Here is a 22,310-nt window from a genome sequence, read left to right as displayed (position 1 = left end):
GCGCTTGCAATTGTCATGGCGTATTGCCAGTGTCTGCCCCGAACCGCAGGTTGCAGGGGGAACGAGCGGGTGACAGCCGCAGCGACGGATGAGGCCGGACGGCTGGCGCAGTTGCACAAGCAGCTGCTGGCCGACGATTCGATCCAGTTCGCGCTGCCGACCTATGTGCGGCCCGAGCCTCCCGAATGGCTGAAGCCTGTGCTGGAGAGCCTGGCTAAGGTCGGCCCTTACATGATCTATCTATTCTGGGGCGCGGTGATCATCGGCGTCGCGATCATTGCTTTCCTGCTTTTCCTCGAGGCGAAAGGCATTGCCTGGCGCCTGCCATGGCGGCGGAAACGCGAAGAGACCGAAGCAAGGGAAGAATGGCGCCCTGACGCGGGGGCCGCCCAGATCCTGCTCTCCGAGGCCGATGCGCTCGCCGCGCGCGGCGAGTTTGACGAGGCGGTGCATCTTCTGTTGCGCCGCAGCGTCGCCGACATAGCCACCCGGCTGCCCAACTTCCTGCGCCCGTCGCTCACCGCGCGCGATATCGCCGCCGCGGGCTCTATCCCCACCCGGCCCCGCGCCGCGTTCAGCGAGATCGCCCGCATCGTCGAGGCAGCCTTGTTTGCCCGCCGTCCCGTCGGCGCCGAGGGCTGGCGGCAGGCGCGCGGCGCCTATGAGCGTTTCGCCTTCCGGGATGCCTGGGCATGAGCGCGCAGCCCGCCGAGACGACCAAGGCGCCGTTCAGCCGCAGAACCCTGTTCTGGGGCATCTTCGCCAGCCTGCTGGCGGCGGCCGGTTTTTTCCTTTTGTCCACCTATGCGCCCGATTTCCGCCAGCCCGAGGGCGGCGCCACGCCGTTTTCGAAGGGTGGCACCGGCTATGCAGGGCTTGTCGAATGGTTGAAGCTCGCCAACGGACAGGCGCCACCGATGGAGCGCGGCGAGAAGGACCTGGCGTCGCCGCTGGCCTCGACTTTTCTGCTCATCGTCACCATCGCGCCGGGCAGCGACCCGGCCGCGCTCGACCGCATCATCAAGCTGCGTTCCGGCAAGGACACGCTTTTCGTCCTGCCGAAATGGCAGACCTTTCCCTTGTTCAGCCATGACGGCTGGGAGACCAAGGTCGAGCGGCTGCCCAATACGGTCGTCAACGACTGGCTCGGCCGCATCGCCAAGGCGAAGCTCGGCGAGGCGAAGAACACGCTCTCGCAGATTAATATCGCCGGCCGAACGGTGCCCGCGCCGGAGGAACTGCAATGGGTGGCGGACGACCATCCGCTGATCGCGGCCGGAAACGGCAGGGCTATCCTGACCGAGCTCGACAACGAACCTTTCTACATCCTCACCGATCCCGATTTCATCAACAATGCCGGGCTCAAGGACGAGCGGACGGCAGCCGCCGCGCTCGACATGATCGCCATGATCGAGCCCGCCAAGGGCGCCGTCATGTTCGACCTGACATTGCACGGCATCGGCCAGAAATACGATCTTGCCAAGCTTTTGGTCGAACCGCCCTTCCTGGCGCTGACGCTGTCGGTGCTGGTGGCGGCCGCGCTCGCCTTCCTGCATGGGCTCGGCCGCTTCGGCCCGCCGCGCGCGGAAGGCCGCGCCATCGCCTTCGGCAAGCAGGCGCTGGTCGACACGACGGCGATGCTGCTCAGGCGCGCCGGGCGGCTGCAGGGGCTCGGCGACCGTTACGCATCGCTGATGCGGGCACGAGCCGCGGCGCTGCTCGGCGCGCCGCACGGACTGCAGGGCGAGGCGCTCGACCGCTGGCTCGATTCCCGAGACAAGGGCGAGACGCATGGCTTCAGCCGGCGCTGCATGGCCGCGAATGAATCCAACAATTTGGCCGCAATGCATGAAGCAGCCGAACAGCTGCATGACTGGACGGCAAGGAGGCTCGGTGAACGTCGATGAAGTCAAAGCCCTGGCGGGCGCGATCAGGGAAGAAGTCGCGAAAGCGATTACCGGACAGCGCGATACCGTCGACCTGATGCTGACGGCTTTGTTTGCCGGCGGGCATATCCTGCTCGAGGGCCCGCCGGGTACCGCCAAGACCATGACGGCGCGCTGCTTCGCGCAGGCGCTGGGCGTCGCCTATGGCCGCATCCAGTTCACGCCCGACCTGATGCCCGGCGATATCGTCGGCTCCAACATCTACAATTTCCAGACCGGGCAGTTCACGCTGACGCGCGGCCCGATCTTCTGCGATCTTCTGCTTGCCGACGAAATCAACCGCACGCCGCCGAAGACGCAAGCGGCCCTGCTCGAAGCCATGCAGGAGCACGCCGTCACCTTCGACGGCACCACGCATTCGCTCGGCGGTAATTTCATGGTGGTGGCGACGCAGAATCCGATCGAGCATCAGGGCGTCTATCCGCTGCCCGAAGCCCAGCTCGACCGCTTCCTGTTCAAGCACAGGGTGAGCTATCCCGACCTCAAGGAAGAGCGCGCCATCATCGTCCATCACGGCGGCGGCTCTGCCTCGCACGATATCGAGCAGTACGGCATCAAGGCGCGGACCGACCGCAAGACGCTTGAAGCTGCGCTTGCCACGGTCGGCGACGTCACGCTGGTCGACGATGTCGTCGGCTATATCGCGGCGCTTGTGCGCGGCACGCGCGAAAGCCCCGACCTCGAGGTCGGCGCCAGCCCGCGCGCGGGCGCCATGCTGGCGAGAGCCGCGCGCGCCAAGGCGGCGCTCGACGGCCGCAACTACGTCATCCCCGACGACGTCAAGGCGCTGGCCGTGCCGGCGTTGCGCCACCGCGTCGTGCTTTCGCCGGCTGCGCAGATCGACGGGCGGCTGGTCGAGCAGATCGTCTCCGACCTCGTCGACCATACGGAAGCGCCGCGTTGATCTATCCGAGCGGCCGAGCGGTCTGGGCAGCGGCGGCGGGGGCGATCCCCGCCTTCCTGATCGCGCTCGCGCTGCCGCATGTCTGGTATCTCGGCCTATTGTGGATCTGCGTGCTGCTCGCCTTCCTGGCGGTGGACGCGGCGGCGGGCAGAGGCCGCGCCTCGCTCAACGCGACGCTGACGGCGCCGCCGCAGGTCGGCGTCGGCGGGCGCTTCACGCTGCATATCGCGGCGGGTTTCGGCGCCGAGCTGCGGCGCCTGCAGGCGCGTGTCGGGCATGACCAGCGGCTGCAGCCGGTCGCGGGCACCGGCGGCGCGCTGCCGGCCAATGGCGGCACGCTCGATCTCGAATTCGAGGCCATCCGCCGCGGCATCGCCGGCTTCGACCGCCTGTGGCTGCGCTGGCAGGGTCCATTCGGGCTGATCTGGAACCAGGTCGTGCTGCCCGTCGACCGCAAAGTTGCGGTGCTGCCCGACGTCAGCAGCGCGCGCGACGAGGCGATCACGCTCTTGCAGCGCTCCGCTCTTGCCGATGGTCATGCGCAGAAGCGCGCCGGCCAGGGCCGCGAGTTCGAGTCGCTGAAGGATTATCAGCCCGGCATGGGCCGGCGCATGATCGACTGGAAGCGCAGCGCCCGCCACGGCAAGCTTTTGGCGCGCGAGTTCCGGATCGAGGAGAACAACAACATCGTTCTGGCCATCGACAGCGGCCGGTTGATGTGCGAGCCGGTCGACGGCGTACCGAAGGTCGACCGGGCAGTGACGGCGGCGCTCCTGTCGGCCTTCATCGCGCTCAAGGGCGGCGATCTCGTGAGCCTGTTTTCTTTCGATGCCAGGCCGCGCGTCTCCAGCGGCGCGGTGCGCGGCTCGCCGAGCTTCACCATGATCCAGAAGCGCGCCGCCGAGATCGACTATTCGGCCGAGGAGACCAACTTCACCCTGGCGCTGACCACGCTTTCGGCCAAGCTCGACCGGCGCTCGCTGGTCATCATCTTCACCGATTTCGTCGATCCGATCAGCGCCGAATTGATGCTGCGCACCGTCGGCCGGCTGACCGAGCGGCATCTGGTGCTGTTCATGCTGATGAAGGATGTGGAGCTGGAGACTCTGGCCGACATGGCCCCGGCTACGCCCGAGGACGTCGCCCGTTCCGTCACGGCCGGCGACCTCCTGCGGCAGCGGCAGGTGGTGATCGGCCGCCTGCGTCTGCTCGGCGCGCATGTTATCGAGGCCGACCATCAGCGGCTCGGCCCGGCGCTGGTCGAGCGCTATATCCAGCTCAAGGAGGAGAACCTCTTATGACGCTGTCGGCCGGCACCGATGCCGTGCGCCAGTCGCTGGCAAGCTTCCGCCAGGAGCGCGAAGCCGACTGGAAAGCCTTCGAGGCGCTGCTCGCGCGCGTCGAGAAGCGCGCGCCACGCACGCTGTCGGAAGACGAGCTGCTGTCGCTGCCGTTGCTCTACCGCTCGGCGCTGTCGTCGCTTTCGGTGGCGCGCGCGACCTCGCTCGACAGCGCGCTGATCGCCTATCTCGAGGCGCTCTGCCTGCGCGGCTATTTTTATCTCTATGGCGCGCGGCGGAGCCTGCGGACGCGCATCGGCGACTTCTTCCTGCACGATTGGCCGGCTGCGATCCGAGACCTGTGGCGCGAGGTGTGGACATCCGTCGGGCTGACGGTGATCGGCGCCATTGCCGGATATTGGCTGGTCGCTTCCGACAAGCGCTGGTACGACGCCATCATCGCGCCGAGCCTGGCCGGCGGGCGCAACCCGGATTCATCGGCCGAAACGCTGCGCAGCGTGCTTTACGGCGGCGGCGACCATTTCCTGTCGGGGTTCGCGGCCTATCTCTTCACCCACAACACGCAGGTCTCGATCCTGGCCTTCGCGCTAGGCTTCGCGTTCGCCGTGCCAAGCGTGCTGATCATCCTGATGAACGGCTGCATGCTCGGCGCCATTTTCCAGATCTATGCCGCCAAGAGGCTCGGCTTCGAGCTCGGCGGCTGGCTGTCGATCCACGGCACGACCGAACTGTTCGCCATCGCCATCGCCGGCGCGGCCGGCATGCGCATCGGCACCAGCATCGCCTTTCCCGGCGAACTGACCCGCATGGCGGCCGCCGCCCGGGCCGGTCGCGTGGCGGCGACCGCCATGATCGGCGTCACGGTAATGCTGCTTTTTGCCGGACTGCTCGAAGGCATCGGCCGGCAGACGATCACCAGCGACATTGTCCGCTATTCGATCGGCGGCGGCATGCTGGCCTTTTGGATTTGTTATTTCTACCTGTTCCGGATGGTGCGGCATGGCGACCGCTAGGACAGCGAAGGTCAAGAACCCGGCAGCATTGATCCGTCCGCTTGTGACGCCGGAAGGCGTCGACCTCAGGGTCAAGCTGGCCGACGCCGGCACCCGGGCTTCGGGCTTCCTGCTCGACGCGGTGATCATCCTCACTGCGGCCGTGGTCGTCTCTCTGGTGATAATCTTTGGCCTGGCGGGCCTCGGCTTCCAGGACGCGCAGCCACTTTTCATCGTCTGGATCATCTTCATCTTCTTCCTGCGCAACGTCTATTTCATCGCCTTCGAAGCGGGACGGCGGGCAGCCACACCGGGCAAGCGCATGGTTGGCGTGAGGGTCGCGTCGCGCAGCGGCACCGGCCTCACGCTCGATCAGGTCATCGCGCGCAATCTGATGCGCGAGATCGAGGTGTTCCTGCCGCTGTCGATCCTCGCCGCGCGCGCCAGCGCCGATGTCGCCGACACGCTGACGACCATCTTCGGCCTGGTCTGGACGCTGCTGTTCTCGCTGTTCCCGCTGTTCAACCGCGATCGGCTGAGGATCGGCGACCTGCTCGCCGGCACCTGGGTGGTCGAGGCGCCGAAAGTGGCGCTGCTCGAGGATCTTTCGCGGCGCAAGGACCCGATCGCGGCGCGCTTCCAGTTCAGCCCCGCGCAGCTCGACGCCTACGGCATCGCTGAGTTGCAGAAGCTGGAGGAAGTGCTGCGCCGCGACGACTATTCGGCGCTCAAAGCGGTCGCGGAGACCATCGGCCGCAAGATCGGGGCCAAGGTCGAGCCGGTCGATTCAAAGGCTTTTCTCACCGCCTACTACGGCGAGTTGCGCGCGCATCTGGAGCGCAAGCTGCTGCTTGGGAATCGCAAGGCCGATAAGTACGCGCGGTAGCGAAGCGTCCCTCGCCTACCCCACCCACTTCTCGTAATCCGACACCAGCAGGTGCAGCGGCGGCACGTCCTCGTCGATGTTGGAGAAGCGGCCGATCGGCTCGCGGAAGACGTTGTCGGTGAGGTCGTCGTTGACGGTCGAGACCTCGCCGATCAGCACGTCCTTGCCCTCGGCCCAGAAGGCGTGCCAGACGCCGGGCAGAAGCGTGACGCTCTGGCCCGGGTCGAGCTTCAGCAGCCCGCCCGCCGGCAATCTGGTGATGGTGCCGTCGACCGGGACCGACACTTCGGCCTTCGGATCGATGCCGCCGTCGCGGTCGTGCATGAACAGCTCCAGCACCAACTTGCCGCCGCCGCGGTTGATGATGTCCTCGGCCTTGATGTTGTGTCGGTGCATCGGCGAGAGCTGGTCCTTGCGCGAGATCATGATTTTTTCGGCATAGAGCATGCCCATGCCGAGCTTCATGTCCTCGTAGCGGCCGTTGCGGACGGTGAACAGGAACAGGCCGAGCTCGTCGAACTTCTCCTGGCCATAATCGGTGATGTCCCAGCCGAGGCGCGAGGTGAAGATGGCCGAGGAGTCGGCCTTATGCGCCTTCATCTCTTCCGGCGACCAATAAGCGAAGGGTGGCATGATATAGCCGAAGGAGCGGATGAAGGCGTCGGCTTCGCGGATGATGTCGTTGATCTTGGAGCGCTTCATGGTCGTGTTTCCTCCCGGCCGTTGCCTGCTGAAATCTGCCCATCCGAATAGCCCAATACCCGCCCGCTGTCGACGCAAACTGACGGTCTGGCCCCGTGACATGGGCGGCGTTCAGGGCCATAACCCAACTGATTTGTTTTAACGCAATGTCTTGTCCCGCAGCGGTTGCCGCTCGGAAGACATGCTTCGGACGGTGATCCCATGCCAAGCATAGACGACCTCGACACGCCGGCGATCCTCATCGATGCGGCCCGCGCCGAAGCCAACATCAAAAAGGCGCAGGCGCACGCCGATGCGCATGGGTTGAAGCTCAGGCCGCACATCAAGACGCACAAGCTGCCTTACTGGGCAAAGAAGCAGGTGACGGCGGGCGCCGTCGGCATCACCTGTCAGAAGATCGGCGAGGCCGAGGTGATGGCCGATGCCGGGCTGACCGACATTTTCCTGCCCTACAACATCCTCGGCCGCGCCAAGCTGGAGCGGCTGAAGGCGCTGCATGGCCGTGTCACGCTCTCGGTGACGGCGGACAGCCACGAGACGCTGGAAGGGCTTGCCGCCGCGTTCACCGATGCCGGCCATCCGCTGTCCGTGCTGGTCGAGTGCGACACCGGCATGGGCCGCTGCGGCGTGCAGAGCGCCGACGACGCGCTGGCGCTGGCGAAGGTGATCGACAAGGCCAAGGGTCTCAGTTTCGGCGGGCTGATGACCTATCCGGCCGCGGGGCGCGCGGCCGAGGCGGAGGCCTGGCTGAGGACCGCGCGCGATACGCTTGCCGCGGCGGGGCTCGAATGCGAGCGTATCTCCAGCGGCGGCACGCCGGACATGTGGCGTTCGGGCGAAGACAGCGTCGTCACCGAATACCGGCCCGGCACCTATATCTATCTCGACCGCTACCAGGTCGCCAAAGGCGTCGGCACGCTGGACGACTGCGCGCTGACGGTGCTTGCCACGGTGGTCAGCCATCCGACTGCGACCCGCGCCATCCTCGACAGCGGCAGCAAGGCGCTGTCTTCAGATACGCTCGGGCTGCCGGAGTTCGGCGAGCTGCTCGGGGTGCCGGGCGCGCGCGTCACCGGCTTGAGCGAAGAGCATGGCACGGTGACACTCTCGGACGGCGCGGGCCTTGGCATCGGCCAGCGCGTGCGCGTCGTGCCCGATCATTGCTGCGTGGTGACGAATTTGTTCGACCAGGTGCACCTGATCGACGGCGACAAGGTGCTGGAAACGCTGCCGGTGGCGGCAAGGGGACGGATGGGATAGCGCCTCCCCTTCTCCCTTGTGTCCTGCCCTTCGCAGGCTCAGGGCGAGCTCGAAAAGCCAAGCAATTGGCTTTTCGTCCGCTACCGCGGCCGCTTCTCACCCCACGAGAGGAGAAGTTAGATCCGCTCCGCCTGTCGCGCTGCAACCCTGCGCATCGCAATCACGCGGCGCCTGAAAATCTCCGTGCGCATCGCCATCAGGTGCAGCGCGAAGAACAGCACGGTGAAGCCGAGCGCCATGACGCCGAGCGGCCACAGCATCGAGGGGTCGATGGTCGGGCCGCCCAGGCGGAAGACCGACGCCGGCTGATGCAACGTGTTCCACCAGTCGACCGAGAATTTGATGATCGGGATGTTGATGAAGCCGACCAGCGTGATGATGGCGGCGGCCCAGGCGGCGCGGCCGGCATCATCCAGCGCCCGGGTCAGCGCGATGATGCCGAGATACATCAGGAACAGCACGAAGACCGAGGTCAGCCGTGCATCCCACACCCACCAGGTGCCCCACATCGGCTTGCCCCAGATGGAGCCGGTGATCAGGGCCAGGGCTGTAAAGGTGGCGCCGATCGGCGCCGCCGATTTCAGCGTCACGTCGGCCAGCGGATGACGCCAGACCAGCGTTCCCAGCGCCGCGATCGCCATGATCGTGTAGCACATCATGGCGAGCCAGGCGAAAGGCACGTGGATGTACATGATGCGCACGGTGATGCCCTGCTGGAAATCCTCCGGCGCGGTGAAGCTCATATAGAGGCCGATGGCGAGCAGGATCGCCGCGACCGCCGCCAGCCACGGAATGATCTTGTCCGCCAGCCCGACGAAGCGCGTCGGGTTGGCGAGATCGGTCCAGGCGGCAAGTCGTGAGGTGGTGTCGCTCATGCCGACCTAAATAGACCGGCAATGGGTCAGGGGCAATCGGGGGAGTCGCAGCCTTTACGCCGCTTCCGTAACCGGACGGCTGAGGCGGCGGACCTCCTCGTCGTTGAGCAGGCCGCCGGCGCGCAGCAGGGAGGCGAAGCGGCCGTTGCGCAGCGACAGCTCGGTGAAGCCGCCGGACTCGACCACCTTGCCGTTGTCCATGAAGACGACGAGGTCGGCGTCGCGGACCGTGGTCAGGCGGTGAGCGATGATGAAGGTCGTGCGGTTGCGGCGCAGCTCGTCGATCGCTTCCTTGACGCGGTCCTCGGTTTCCACGTCGAGCGCGCTGGTCGCCTCGTCGAGCACCAGGATCGGGGCATCCTTCAGCACGGCGCGGGCAATGGCGATACGCTGGCGCTCGCCGCCCGAGAGCTGGCCGCCGCGCTCGCCGACGACGGTGTCGTAGCCGCAGCTCTTGGAGAGGATGAAGTCCTGCGCGGCGGCGGCATTGGCGGCAGCGTGCACCTCGTCATTGCTCGCATCGGCGCGGCCGACGCGGATGTTGTCCTCGATCGAGCGGTTGAGCAGGCCGGCGTCCTGGAAGACGGTGGCGATCGAATGGCGCAGCGACTTGCGGGTCACCGTGCGGGTATCGATGCCGTCGATCAGGATGCGGCCGCTGGACGGCGTGAAGACGCGCTGCAACAGATTGATGAGCGTCGTCTTGCCGGCGCCGGTCGGGCCGACGATGGCGACCGTCTGGCCGGCCTGGACCTCGAACGAGACGTCCTCGATGCCGTGACCGGAATTGGCGAACTCGAAGCTGACGTCCTCGAAACGCACATGGCCGGTGACGTTGGTGAGCTCGCGCAGGCCATCGGGCTCGACGGTATCGCCGGCCGAGTCTTCAAGACGGTAGAAGTCCTCGAGCTTGGCGCGCGCCTCGGAAATCTGCGTCGTGAAGGCAGACATCTGGTCGAGGCGGGCGATCAGCATCCCGGCAAAGCCGGTGAAGGCGACGACATCTCCGACGCGGAGCTGGCCCTGGGTAACGAGATAGGCGCCGATCGACAGCACGATCATCATCGAGATGGTCGACGACAGGCGGTTCAGCGCATTGGCGATCGCCCACCAGTCGAGCACCGGGTTCTGCGCGTCGAGCAGGTCCTTGACGTAACGCTTCAACGTCGCGGTCTCATGGCCGATGCGGTTGTAGCTCTGCAGCACGGCGACATTGCTGACGCTGTCGGAGACATGGGCAAAGACGGTGTGGTAGTGGCGCTCGACGGCGGTCTGCCCCGACTTGGTGCGGCGCATGACGATGCGGCCGATGCCAACGTAGAGCACGCCGAGGCCGAGCAACACGATGGACATGCGGATATCCATGGCGAGCGCGGTCGGCACCAGCAGCACCAGCGCGATAGCGGTCGAGAGATGCACGCGCATGAATTCGAGCCACAGGCTGAACAGGGTCTCGACGGCGCGCAGCAGCGTGTGCAGCGAATTGGACGTGCCGCGCTGGTGATGCCAGGCGAGCGGCATGGTGATCACGCGCTCGAAGGACTGGCACAGCACTTCGGAGCGGCGGGCATGGGCGAAGCGATCGGCGCCGCGCGCCACCAGCACGAAGGCGATGACGTTGAAGATGCCGAGAGCGGCCCAGACGGCGAGCGTCGAAAACACCGGGCCTTTTTCCGAGATGGCACCGATCACCCGGCCGAGCAGGATCGGCTCGAGGATTGCGATCGCCGCGAGCGCGACATTGGCGCAGCAAATCAGCGCGACGCGCTTCTTGTCGGCCGCCAGATAACCCAGCGCTCTAAAGTAGATCTGCAGAAGTGACACTTCAGCTACTCCGCCAAACTCTTGTCCGTGCTCAATGCCCGTATTGTGCACCGCACCATTTTTTGACACGTATCGGTTAATGTGTCGCGAAACAATGCGTCGTCTATCCCTTCCGTTCCCATTTAGCGAACAAAAGATGACGACGGTACGAAATCTGACGTGATCACCTAACGGTTTGAGATAAAAGGTGAAATGTCAGCCTTGCGGCAAAATAATGGCACTTGCCCCACGCTGCCACATTTTTAATCACAAGCCTCTTGCTTAGCCTGCCCTAAAGTAAGGCACGCGCTCGGGCGCGAGAGGCTCGCCAAGTAAAAACGGCGATCGGCCGCGCACCCCTAGGGACGCGCGGCCGACAAGCCAAGACTTTGATTTTACGCAGGTATCCTGACGACGACTTCGGTCTTGCCGCCGGCTTTCGGCTCGAAAGAGGCCGATTTTTTCTTCGAGCCGTCGACTTCTAACGAGATCGACTTGGTCTTTTTGTCGCGGATGACGCGAAGCTTGACTTCGCCGTCGAACATCTTGAGCGTCGCGGCGTAGCCGTCCCAGTGCCCGGGCAGCTTCGGCCTAAACGTGATCTCCTTGCCGCGCCGCTCGATGCCGAGGATGCCTTCCACCGCGGCGCGGTAAAGCCAGCCGGCCGAGCCCGTATACCAGGTCCAGCCGCCACGGCCGCCCTTGCCTTCGCCGGCATAGATGTCGGCGGCCACGACATAGGGCTCGACGCGGTAGTGCTCGGCCGCCGCCTCGTCCACAGCGTGATTGACTGGGTTCAGCATCGAGAAGCAGCGGTAGGCCTCGTCGGTGCGGCCCATCTCGGCCAGCGCAATCACGAACCAGGTGGCGGCATGGGTGTACTGGCCGCCATTCTCGCGCACGCCCGGCGGGTAGCTCTTGATGTAGCCAGGGTCGTGCTCGCTTGTCGAGAAGGGCGGCGTGAACAGCTTGACGATCTTGAGATCGTCGTCGACCAGCAGCTCGGTCGCCTGTTCCATGGCCGTCGTCGAGCGCGCCGGATCGCCCTCGCCCGACAGCACGCTCCAGGACTGGGCGATGGAATCGATCTTGCACTCGTGCGAATTGTGCGAGCCGAGCGGCGTGCCGTCGTCGAAGCTGCCGCGTCGGTACCATTGGCCGTCCCAAGCGGTGCTTTCCAGGGCCCGCTTCAGCGCGTCCGCGTGCTTCACCCAGGCCTGCGCCCGCTTGACGTCGCCCTGTCCCTTGGCGACAGGCGCGAAGTCGGTGAGCGTCTTCAGGAGGAACCAGCCCAGCCACACGCTCTCGCCCTTGCCGCCCTCGCCGACACGGTTCATGCCGTCGTTCCAGTCGCCGCCGAGGATGAGCGGGAGGCCTGCAGGACTGCTGCGCTTGATCGCCAGATCGAGCGCCCGCGCGCAATGGTCATAGAGCGGCGCGGTGTTCTTGGTGATCTCGGGCGTGAAGAAGGCGTCATGCTCGCCCTCGCCGAGCTGCTGCCCGTCGATGAAGGGCAACTGCTCCTTGAGGATCGCGGCGTCGCCGGTCACCTCGATGTAGCGGGCCGTCGCGTGCGCCAGCCAGACCACGTCGTCGGAGATCATGGTGCGCACGCCGGCATCGGTGCGCGGCAACCACCAGTGCTGCACGTCGCCCTCCGGGAACTGCCGGCGCGCGGCATTGAGGATCTGGTCACGCGCCAGCTTCGGATCGTGCGCCAGAAGGGCGAGCGTGTCCTGCAACTGGTCACGGAAGCCGAAAGCGCCGCTCGCCTGGTAGAAGGCCGAGCGCGCGCGGATGCGGCAGGCAACGGCCTGATAGGGCAGCCAGTGGTTGACCATGGCGTTCATCGCTTCGTCGGGCGTCTCGACCTGGATGGTGTCGAGGAAGCCGCGCCAGGCCTTTTCATTGTCGGCCAGGCGCTGGTCGAAATCCTTGCCGCGGTGGGTCTGCACCAAGGCGCTTGCCTCGGCGGACGTGGCCGCGTCGCCAAGTAGCCAGAGCAGCGTCACGTCGCCACCGGCCGGAATGTCGATGTCGCTGGCGACAACCGCGCAAGGATCGTCGCCCGCCTCGATGCGCCCGGAAAGCGCAAGCCCGCCTAGCACGGCTTGCGGATACTCCGTCGTGCCGTGCCTGCCGACGAATTCGGAGCGGTCAGCGGTCACCGAATGGATTGGATGGCTGGCCCCCAGGAAGGCGACACGCTCGCCGAAGTCGAGGCCATAGGGGTTTTGCGCCAGAAGCGCGCCCGTCGCAGCGTCGCGCGAGGGCACGATGGTCGCCGCAGTGCGCGAGCGATGGCCGCCCAGCACCCATTCGGCATAGGCATAGACGCGCAGGCGCGCCGGCACGGAGCCCGAATTCTGGATGCGCAGCCGGCTGACCTTCACCGGATCGACGGGATCGACAACCTGCGTCAGGTCCATCGAGAGCGGCCCGCGCTTGGAGCGGAAGGTGGAAAAGCCCTGGCCGTGCCAGGTCTCATAAGTCATGGACGGATCGCGGACCGTCGCGGCCATCGGCGAGAACGCCTTGCCGCTGGCGTGGTCGAAGACATAGAAGCCCTCGCCCGGCCGGTTCGACACCGGATCGTTCGACCACGGCGTCAACTGGTAGTCGCGGCTGTTGCGGCTCCAGGTGAAGCCGGCGCCTTCCGCCGAGACGTGGAAGCCGAAGGCAGCGTTGGAGATGACGTTGATCCAGGGCTGCGGCGTCGAACGCCGCCCCGTCAGCCGGGTGACATAGTGGCGGCCGTCCCCGTCGAAGCCGCCAAAGCCGTTCCACAGGCTGAGACCGCCGCCGTCGGCGGCGATATCGCTTCCCCCCTGGCTTGCAGGCACCGGCAAAGGCAGCGGCGGAACCGGTTCGCGCGGCGAGCCGCCCTCGGCCTGCAGCAAGGCATCGCGGGCCTGGAGGGCCGCGGTCTCGGCGCGTTCGAGCTGGTCGAAGATCGTGCCGTTGCGGGTGTGCAGCACGACGCGCGCCACCGACAGCAAGGTCTTGTAGGTCGGCTCATCCATCAGGTCGCGGCGCACGGCGAAGATGTGCTGGCGTGGCCCGAGCTCGCGTCCGCGCAGGCGGCTGTTCTCGCACAGCGTCTCCACGGCGCGCTGCAGGTCCTGCACATAGGACGAGGCCTGCTCGTTGACGACGACGAAGTCGATCATCATGCCGCGGGCGCGCATGTATTCCTGGAAGCGGAGCGCCTGGGCGACGATCTCGAGATCGGCGACGTCGCCGATGCGCACGAGGAAGATCGGGAAATCGCCGGAGATACTGGTCGGCCACAGGCTCGACTGGCGGCCGAGGCCCGACGCGATGGATTCCGCCGGCAGGCGCAGGAACGGATCGGGATAGATCAGGTAGCGCGCCAGCTTCTGCACGTTGGCGGCGTCGGTGAGGCTGAGCCCCAGATGGCGCGTCTGCACCTGGCTGCGCGTCCAGGCCAGCATGGCCTGGCGGGCGAAGCTCTCCTGGTGGTCGAGGCGGGCGATCGCCTCGTCGAGCTCGGCGCGATTGGCGCCGACGGCGGTCCAGAAGGTCAGCGATATCTTCTTGTTGGCCGGCACGCGCACCTGGCGGCGAAGTGCTGCCACCGGGTCGAGCGTGAAGCCCTGGCTGCCGGAAAGCCTGACGCCGGGATCGAAGGCGACGGCATCGGCGATGGTGCGGCCACGGCCGATGAAGGCGCGCCGGTCGGTCTCGGCCTCGGCATCGCGCGACGGGCCCGACGGGTCGGTGACGAAATGCACCATGGTGAGGTCGGGGTCGTTCTTGTCGCGCTTGCGCCGCGTGGCGAAGATCGCGCCGTTGTTCGGCGCGATCTCGGTCTCGACGAACATCTTGGAGAACGCCGGATGCGCGTTGTCCGAGGCTTCGTTGCCCAGCACCAGCTCGGCGAAGGAGGTCACCTCGATATGCCGGTCGGCAGCACCGTCATTGTAGAGGGTGATGCGGCGGCCCTCGCCATTGCCTTCGGAAATGACAATGCACTCGACCTCCGATCGCAGCGAGCCTACGGACTTGGTGAAGCTCGCCTTGTCGTCGCCGAACAGCGTCTGCACGCGTTCGCCCTCGGCGCGCTTCGGTTCCGCCGTGGCCGACCACCAGTCACCCGTCGCGGTGTCGCGCAGGAAGATGTAGGAGCCGAGGCGGTCCTCGCTCGGATCCGGCTGCCAGCGGGTGACGGCAAGCTCGCCGAAGCGGCTGTAGCCGGAGCCGGTCGCGGTGACCATGACCGAATAGCGGCCGTTGGACATGACGTTGGTCGCGCGCAGCGCCTTGATGGGATCGAGGATGACGCGGCTGTCGGGGCTCTCGGTCTCGGTCTCGTCCTTGGATCGCTCGTCCGCTTCCGTCCTTACCGTCGCGGTCGGAATGTCGCGCGGCGCCTTCTCCTGCAACAGAAGCTCGGCCGACTCGATCACCGGATCGCTGTGGAAACGCTCGCGCAGCCGGCCCTCGAAAATGGCGTCCGCGACGGCGGCGATCGACATGCCGGAATGGTGCGCCATGTAGTTCTGCACCACCGCGTGATCGGTGCCTTCGGGCACGCGCTGCGGCGTGAAATCGACCGCATCGTAGAAGCCGTGGCGGCCAAGCGCGCCGATCGCGCGCAGCCGCTGCAGGTTCTGCACCGCCTCGCGCGGGCTGAACTGCGCGGCCAGGATCGTCGCATAGGGTGCGATCACGGTGTTCTGGCCAAGGCCGCGCTTCAAGCCGAGGCCGGGCACGCCGAAATTGGTATACTGATAGGTGAGCTCGCGGTCGCGGGCATTGTAGGCCGCTTCCGAAATGCCCCAAGGCACGTTCTTGGAACGCGCATACTGGATCTGGCGCTTGATGATGAGCTTGCTGGTCTGGTTGAGGATCGAGCCCTGCGGCTCCTTCATCACCAGCGGCGGCATCAGATACTCGAACATCGAGCCCGACCAGGACATCAACGCGCCCTGGAAGCCGATCTCGACGATCGGCCGTCCGAGACGGAACCAATGCTCGGTCGGCAGGTCGCCCTTGGCGATGGCGAACAGGCTGGTGAGCCGCGCCTCGGAGGCGAGCAGGTCGTAACAGCTCTCGTCGAGCTGGCGGTCCTCGACCCGGTAGCCGATCGACAGCAGCTTGCGCTCCTGGCGCATCAGGAAGGAGAAATCCATCTCGAAGGCATAGCGGCGGCAGCGCTCGCGCAGCGCAAGCAGCTTGGCGCGCAATGCGGCGACCGCGCTCTCGTCATTGTGCGAATCGTGCACATGCGCCTCGCAGGTCGCTTCCAGCCGTTCCGCCCAGTCGGCGATGACATCGCTCTTCGGCGAGGCCGCTTCGGTGTGGATGGCGGTGGCGAGCTTGCGGATCTCGCCGGCCAGCACGGCAAGGTTGATGGTGCGGATCGACGCCATCTCCGGCTGCGCCTTGATGGTCGCAACGGCACGACGCATGCCATCGAGACGGTCGGCCAGGCGCTGGCGCAGGGGCCGCAGCTGCCGGCGGTCGTCCGGCAATTCGTCCAGGCTTTCGTCGAGAATGGAAACGGTGTCGATGATGCCTTCGAAATCGCCCTGCAGGTGCACCGACGGCGCCTCGGCCCATTCGGCGCAGGAGGCGGCCACCGCGACCAGATGGCCGGCGAGATTGCCGCTGTCGACCGCGGAGATGTAGAGCGGATAAAGCGGCTTCAGCGTCGTCGTGTCATACCAGTTGTAGAGATGACCGCGATCGCGCGGCATGTTCTCGATGGTCGTCATCGTGGCGTCGATGCGGGTGATGGCGTCCGACAGGCTGATCCAGCCGAAATCGCGCGCCGAAACCACCGAAAGCAGATAGACGCCGATATTGGTCGGCGAGGTGCGCGGCGCCACCACGGGCGCGGGGCTTTCCTGGAAATTGTCCGGCGGCAGGTGATGCTGCTCGGGCGTGACGAAGGTCTCGAAATAGTGCCAGGTGCGGCGCGCGAAGGTGCGCAGCGCGTGGATGTCGGCGGTCGAGATGCGCAGCCTGTCCTCGGTTTCGGCCGACCGGCTGATCCAGCAGGCGACGGCGGGCGAAGCGATCCAGAAGATGGCGAAGAAGAAAGCGACGAAGGCGCCGGTGGAATCGGCCAGCACCGGAATCGCGAGGCCGACGACGCCGATGATCACCGCGCCATACATCATGCCGTAATAGGCGCCGAGATCGCTGCCGCTGTTCTTGGCGGCCTGCGAGGCGGTGCGCCATTCGAGCAGGTTCTGACGGCTGACGAAGAGCCGGTAGATGGTGCGGATGATGGCATCGCCCATCATCCAGGCGAGATGCGCCATCAACAGCACTTTCAGCGCCACAAGCGCGGTGCCGAACACGGTGTCGCGGGCCAAAGCGGAGAAATGGCCGCGCGGCGTCTGGTCGCCGCTCTTCGGCAGGATGCCGTTCACGATGTCGAAGGTCGGCGCCATGAACAGGCTGAGGATCAGAAGCGCCTGCCACTGCGCCGCCTGGGTGAAGGGCAGCAGTGTCCAGCCGGCGACGCAGGCCATCACCCAGAAGATCGGCGTGACCGAGCGGCGAAGATTATCGACCATCTTCCAGCGCGACAGCGCAGGCACGCCGGAGCGCGGATCGAAGATGTAGCCGAGCAGCTGCCAGTCGCCGCGCGCCCAGCGATGGTGGCGCGAGGCGTCGACCGAGTAGCGCGTCGGATAGTCCTCGACCAGCTCCACATCCGTCACCAGCGAGGCCCGCGCCAGCGCGCCTTCGAGCAGGTCGTGGCTGAGGATGGTGTTTTCGTCGATGCGGTTCTTCAAAGCCGCTTCGAAGGCGTCGACATGGTAGAGGCCCTTGCCGGTGAAGGAGCCGTCGCCGAAGACGTCCTGGTAGAGGTCGGAGACCGCGAAGACATAGGGGTCGAGGCCGCGATTGGCCGAGAAGACGCGCTGGAAGAAGGAGGCATCGTCGCCGCTGGTGAGCGAGGCGGTGATGCGCGGCTGCAGGATGGTGTAGCCGGCGGTGACGACGCGCTTTACCGGATCGAAATGCGGGCGGTTGAGCGGGTGGGCAAGCTTGCCGACCAGGTCCGAAACCGCGTCGCGCGTGGTGCGCGTGTCGGCGTCGAGCGTCATCACATAGACGACCTTTTCCGGCAGCGGCACGTCGAGCGGCAGGAAGGTGGTGTCGCTGTCGCCGCGCAGCAGAAGGTTCAGTTCATGCAGCTTGCCGCGCTTGCGCTCCCAGCCCATCCAGCAGCCCTGCGCCTGGTTGTAGAGCCGGCGGCGATGCAGGAGGTAGAAGCGCGGCGAGCCTTCCGACGGATAGCGGGCGTTCAGCCTGGCGATCTCGTCGCGGGCATATTGCAGGATCTCGATGTCGGCGGCGTCGATCTCGGTCTTGGAATCCGGCCAGTCGGACAACAGGGCGAAATGGATCTCCTCGGCCGTGTTGGCGAGGTGATGCACCTCGATGTTGCGGATGTTTTCCTCGACGTCGTCGCGCGAGCCGATCAGCGAAGGCACGACGACCAGCGTGCGCGACTGGGCTGGGATGCCGTGCTTGTTGTAGTCGTAACCGACAAGCCGGGTCGGCTTCAGGAACAACGCCACCACGGTGTTGAAGAAGGCCAGCGCGCCTTCGCTTGCCGGCACCGCGAACAGCGCCAGCATCAGCGTGATCGATTCCACCGACAGGCCGAGATTGGCGAGCGCCCTGCCCGACAGCACGAGCAGCAGCGCCGTCAAAAGGAAGACCGGCACGACGATGCCCAGCCAGCCGGCGCTGGCAAAGCCGCGCTTGAAGGTCACATAGAAAGGCGGCCGGTAGCCGATCGCCTCTTCCAGTTCCTGGCGGCGCGGGCCAACCAGGAAGAAGCCGACATCGGTATGCACGTCGGGGTCGGCGGTTTCGGGCACGCCGGACGCGTCGGTAACGCCGGGTGTGTGGCCGGCAAGCTCGATCGCCTTTTCGGCCACCCGGTATTCGGACAGATCCGAGCGGCGCGCCAGCTGCTCGATCGCGGTGCGGTACTGGTCGCGCGAGAAGAAGTCGAGGTCGGCGAAATCGGTCTTCTGGCGCAGCAGCGTGTCGATGCGGCTGACGCCCTCGAACCAGACCGTCCAGTCGACGTCGTTGATGAGGCGCAGACCGCGGATGATGTTGCCGGTCGTGACGTTGCCGCTGGAGAGCGTCTGATGCTCGGAGATGATGATCTCCTCGGCGTCGGAACCGGTCTTTTCGAGCTCGCCTTCCAGCCATTCCAGCGCGCGGCCGGCGTTCTGCGACCCGTCGCGCAAGCGGTAGAGCAGCTGGGTGGCGAAGGTGGTGTCCTGCGCATGCGTGCCGTAGTTGGACAGGATCCTCGTGCGGTCGGCATTGTCGTCGGTCGCCAGAACGCGGTCGGCGACCTCGTTGGCGATGTGGCGCATCTGCCTGGTGCGATCGACGCGCACGGCGATGCGGCGCAGGTTCTCGATCAGCACGAAGCGCAGCAGCGACGGCAGCGCCCAGAGCTCGCCGATCTTCATCGGCTCGACCGACTGGAAGCCCTCGACGATCGCCTTGAACATATTGGCCGAGACGGAGCTGTCGGAATGCTCGACATAGCTCCAGGCAACGACGAAGGCGCGCGGCAACACCGTGCCGTCGCCCAGTGTCAGCGTCGGCAGTTGGCGATAGAAGCGGGGCGGCAGGTCGCGCTTGACCTGGAAGATTGTCTCCTCGACCAGATAGTTGTTGTCGAGCAGCCATTGCGCGGCCGGCGTGATGGTCTCGCCCTTGGCCTGGGCGGCGTTGGTCGAGCGGTAGACTTCGAGGATTTTCTTGGCGCTGTCGCGGATGCGGGCCTGGAACTCGAACGGAGCGAGCCCGAACAATTCCTTGACTTCGCCGTTGGCGAGCGCAACGCCCAAGGCGCGCAGCCGGTCCTCAGGCAGAAAATTGGAACGTATCGGCGCTTCCGTCGCCGCCGGGAAGCCGGCGCTTGTCTGTTCGATCTTGTTCGGGTTCGTCTGAATGTTCATTGAAAATTCCGTAAGCGGGGGCGCAATGCGGCGTCACCGCCACGGCAATGCCCCTAAAACCGGTTCTATTGCAATTGGTTGCATGACTGGTTGGCCGAAAGTTTGTCTTGCGCACCACAACAGGGGCGTGCCCTTTCGACAGCTCGTGGGCGAACGCCCCTCGCTCTCCGCCCCCGGTTGGATCAGGGCAAGGATTCAGGCTTTTTCGTGATACATGCAAGAGGCCGGGCGATAATTCACCCAAGCCGCGATCATGTTTGGCAACAGCCGTTAATGGTTGGCGGCGAGGCGATGGAGCTCGATCACGAAAAGCCTGCCCTGCCCCTTGGGCTGAAGCCGCAATTCCGGGCTGTCGCGGTCGAGGATCAGCGTGTCGAGCGGTCCCAGGCCCGGCGCATCGTCCGTGAAGAGCGTGAGGCCTCCGCCGACGGCCAGAACCAGCGTCGTGTCGGCGCGCGGCGTGATGCGAATCTCACTGGCAAGCGGCCGACACTCGACCTTGTGGGCCATCCGACCACGGCGGGTCATGACGTTGAGATCGGTGATCGGACCACCAATCAGCGCCGCCCCGGTCGGCACGTCGCCCGGAAAGGCAAGCGGTGCCGAAGCCGCGGTCAGTTGCGCCGACGGCTGGCCGGCGATGTCGAGCACGATCCCCTCGCCTTCCAGCACCGACAGCGTGCGGTCTATGCCGGCGAAGCTGGAGAACGGCCCGCTGGTCTCGACGCGGGCCATCGAGACGCGCCAGTCGAAATCGTCGAGCCCGGCGCCGTCCGGGGAAACGGCGATTTCGGTGGTCGTGCCGCCGCCATTCTTCCACGGCATGACGCGGTAGCCGGCGGCACGAAGGATGCGCATCGGCCTAGCCCCGGACGATTTCAAGTCGATTCGACCTGAAATCATCCGGCTCTGTCTTTTTGGTTGGGAGCATGATGTTGTCCGAAAACCGCTTCACACTTTTCGGCATCATGCTCTAGCCCAGGATGCCCGGCAGGTTGAGCTGGTGCTCCTTGGCGCACTCAATGGCGATGTCGTAGCCGGCATCGGCATGACGCATGACGCCGGTCGCCGGGTCGTTCCACAGCACGCGCTCCAAGCGCTTGGCTGCATCCGCCGTGCCGTCGGCGACGATCACCATGCCGGCATGCTGCGAGAAGCCCATGCCGACGCCGCCGCCATGGTGCAGCGACACCCAGGTGGCGCCCGATGCGGTGTTGAGCAGCGCGTTGAGCAGCGGCCAGTCGGAAACGGCGTCCGAGCCGTCCTTCATCGCTTCGGTCTCGCGGTTCGGCGAGGCGACAGAGCCGGAATCGAGGTGGTCGCGGCCGATGACGACCGGCGCCTTGAGCTCGCCCTTGGCCACCATCTCGTTGAAGGCCAGGCCGAGCCGGTGGCGGTCGCCGAGGCCGACCCAGCAGATGCGCGCCGGCAGCCCCTGGAACGAGATGCGCTCGCGCGCCATGTCGAGCCAATTGTGCAGATGGGTGTTGCCGGGGGTCAGCTCGCGCACCTTGGCGTCGGTCTTGTAGATATCCTCCGGATCGCCGGACAGTGCCGCCCAGCGGAACGGACCGATGCCGCGGCAGAACAGCGGCCGGATATAGGCCGGCACGAAGCCGGGGAAGGCAAAAGCGTTCTCGAAGCCTTCGTCCTTGGCGACCTGGCGGATGTTGTTGCCGTAGTCGAGCGTCGGCACGCCGGCGTTCCAGAACGCCACCATCGCCTCGACGTGCTCGCGCATCGAAGCGCGGGCGGCCTTCTCGACGGCCTTGGGGTCCGAGACGCGCTTCTCGCGCCATTCGGCCATCGTCCAGCCCTTGGGCAGATAGCCGTTGATGGGGTCGTGCGCCGAGGTCTGATCGGTGACCATGTCGGGACGGATGCCGCGCCTGAACATCTCCGGCACGATCTCGGCCGCGTTGCCGAGCAGGCCGACCGACTTTGCCTCGCCGGCCTTGGTCCAGCGGTCGATCATTTCCATCGCTTCGTCGAGCGTCTCGGCCTTTTCGTCGACATAACGGGTGCGCAGGCGGAAATCGATCGAGTCCGGATTGCATTCGATGGCCAGGCAGCAAGCGCCGGCCATGACGGCGGCCAGAGGCTGGGCGCCGCCCATGCCGCCGAGGCCGCCGGTCAGGATCCACTTGCCCTTGAGGTTGCCGTTGTAGTGCTGGCGGCCGGCCTCGACGAAGGTTTCGTATGTGCCCTGCACGATGCCTTGCGTGCCGATATAGATCCAGGAGCCGGCCGTCATCTGGCCGTACATCATCAGGCCCTTCCTATCGAGCTCGTTGAACTTCTCCCAGGTTGCCCAATGCGGCACGATGTTGGAGTTGGCGATGAGCACGCGCGGCGCGTTGGAATGGGTCTTGAAGACGCCGACCGGCTTGCCGGACTGCACCAGCAGCGTCTCGTCCTCGCCCAGCGTCTTCAGCGACGCGACGATGCGGTCAAAATCGTTCCAGGTGCGCGCGGCCCGGCCGATGCCGCCATAGACGACTAATTCGTTCGGATTCTCGGCGACCTCCGGGTCGAGGTTGTTCATCAGCATGCGCAGCGGCGCCTCGGTCGTCCAGTAGCGCGCGTTGAGCTTGTCGCCGCGGGGGCTGCGCACTTCGCGGATGTTGTGACGGGGATCGTTCATCATTGTCCCTTTCGAGTAA

The 22,310-nt window shown here is 65.9% G+C and carries 13 protein-coding genes; 7 read left to right on the top strand and 6 right to left on the bottom strand.

From position 1 onward, the window contains the following. Positions 1-69 precede the first annotated feature (69 nt). The 6 genes from FJ957_RS24885 to FJ957_RS24860 are packed head-to-tail and all read left to right on the top strand — an operon-like array spanning position 70 to position 6,029. On the top strand, positions 70-696 hold the full coding sequence (locus FJ957_RS24885; RefSeq protein WP_246685955.1) for a DUF4129 domain-containing protein: 627 nt from the start codon (positions 70-72) through the stop codon (positions 694-696). Next, positions 693-1,907 carry a DUF4350 domain-containing protein gene (locus tag FJ957_RS24880; RefSeq protein WP_140835459.1) on the top strand — a complete coding sequence of 405 codons (1,215 nt, stop codon included), beginning with the start codon at positions 693-695 and terminating at the stop codon, positions 1,905-1,907. Before FJ957_RS24885 ends, FJ957_RS24880 begins: the two co-directional genes overlap by 4 nt. Further along, positions 1,894-2,850, top strand: coding sequence for a MoxR family ATPase (locus FJ957_RS24875; RefSeq protein ID WP_140835458.1), 957 nt, complete (start codon positions 1,894-1,896; stop codon positions 2,848-2,850). Before FJ957_RS24880 ends, FJ957_RS24875 begins: the two co-directional genes overlap by 14 nt. Further along, on the top strand, positions 2,847-4,151 hold the full coding sequence (locus FJ957_RS24870; protein ID WP_140835457.1) for a DUF58 domain-containing protein: 1,305 nt from the start codon (positions 2,847-2,849) through the stop codon (positions 4,149-4,151). Before FJ957_RS24875 ends, FJ957_RS24870 begins: the two co-directional genes overlap by 4 nt. After that, on the top strand, positions 4,148-5,164 hold the full coding sequence (locus tag FJ957_RS24865) for a stage II sporulation protein M (RefSeq protein ID WP_140835456.1): 1,017 nt from the start codon (positions 4,148-4,150) through the stop codon (positions 5,162-5,164). Before FJ957_RS24870 ends, FJ957_RS24865 begins: the two co-directional genes overlap by 4 nt. Then, the gene (locus FJ957_RS24860) at positions 5,151-6,029 is read left to right on the top strand and encodes an RDD family protein (RefSeq protein ID WP_140835455.1); all 879 of its coding nucleotides are present in this window, start codon (positions 5,151-5,153) and stop codon (positions 6,027-6,029) included. Before FJ957_RS24865 ends, FJ957_RS24860 begins: the two co-directional genes overlap by 14 nt. A gap of 15 nt (positions 6,030-6,044) precedes the next feature. Here FJ957_RS24860 and FJ957_RS24855 read toward each other — a convergent pair whose 3' ends face one another. Further along, a complete protein-coding gene (locus FJ957_RS24855) occupies positions 6,045-6,731 on the bottom strand; it encodes a D-lyxose/D-mannose family sugar isomerase (RefSeq protein ID WP_042646145.1) in 687 nt (228 codons plus the stop codon). A 201-nt stretch (positions 6,732-6,932) separates the two neighbouring features. Between FJ957_RS24855 and FJ957_RS24850 the strand changes: the two genes are divergently transcribed. Further along, positions 6,933-7,991 (top strand): D-TA family PLP-dependent enzyme, encoded by a 1,059-nt coding sequence (locus FJ957_RS24850; RefSeq protein ID WP_140835454.1) that lies wholly within the window; start codon positions 6,933-6,935, stop codon positions 7,989-7,991. 116 nt (positions 7,992-8,107) lie between these two features. Here the strand turns inward: FJ957_RS24850 and FJ957_RS24845 are convergent, their stop codons facing one another. From FJ957_RS24845 to hutU, 5 genes are all read right to left on the bottom strand, one after another. Next, positions 8,108-8,866: a heme ABC transporter permease gene (locus FJ957_RS24845; protein ID WP_140835453.1), complete on the bottom strand. Its 759-nt coding sequence runs from the start codon at positions 8,864-8,866 to the stop codon at positions 8,108-8,110. A 54-nt stretch (positions 8,867-8,920) separates the two neighbouring features. Then, positions 8,921-10,690: a glucan ABC transporter ATP-binding protein/ permease gene (locus tag FJ957_RS24840; protein WP_140835452.1), complete on the bottom strand. Its 1,770-nt coding sequence runs from the start codon at positions 10,688-10,690 to the stop codon at positions 8,921-8,923. 374 nt (positions 10,691-11,064) lie between these two features. Next, a complete protein-coding gene (locus FJ957_RS24835) occupies positions 11,065-19,647 on the bottom strand; it encodes a glucoamylase family protein (RefSeq protein WP_140835451.1) in 8,583 nt (2,860 codons plus the stop codon). Between the two features lie 270 nt (positions 19,648-19,917). Then, positions 19,918-20,505, bottom strand: a complete 588-nt coding sequence (locus FJ957_RS24830) for a HutD family protein (RefSeq protein ID WP_140835450.1) — start codon at positions 20,503-20,505, stop codon at positions 19,918-19,920. 115 nt (positions 20,506-20,620) lie between these two features. Beyond that, positions 20,621-22,294, bottom strand: coding sequence for a urocanate hydratase (hutU, locus tag FJ957_RS24825; protein ID WP_181177511.1), 1,674 nt, complete (start codon positions 22,292-22,294; stop codon positions 20,621-20,623). Between the last annotated feature and the right edge of the window lie 16 nt (positions 22,295-22,310).

It is taken from the genome of Mesorhizobium sp. B2-4-6 (genome assembly GCF_006442775.1).
Classification (GTDB): Bacteria; Pseudomonadota; Alphaproteobacteria; order Rhizobiales; family Rhizobiaceae; genus Mesorhizobium.
This window is presented reverse-complemented; position numbering and strand designations above follow the sequence as displayed.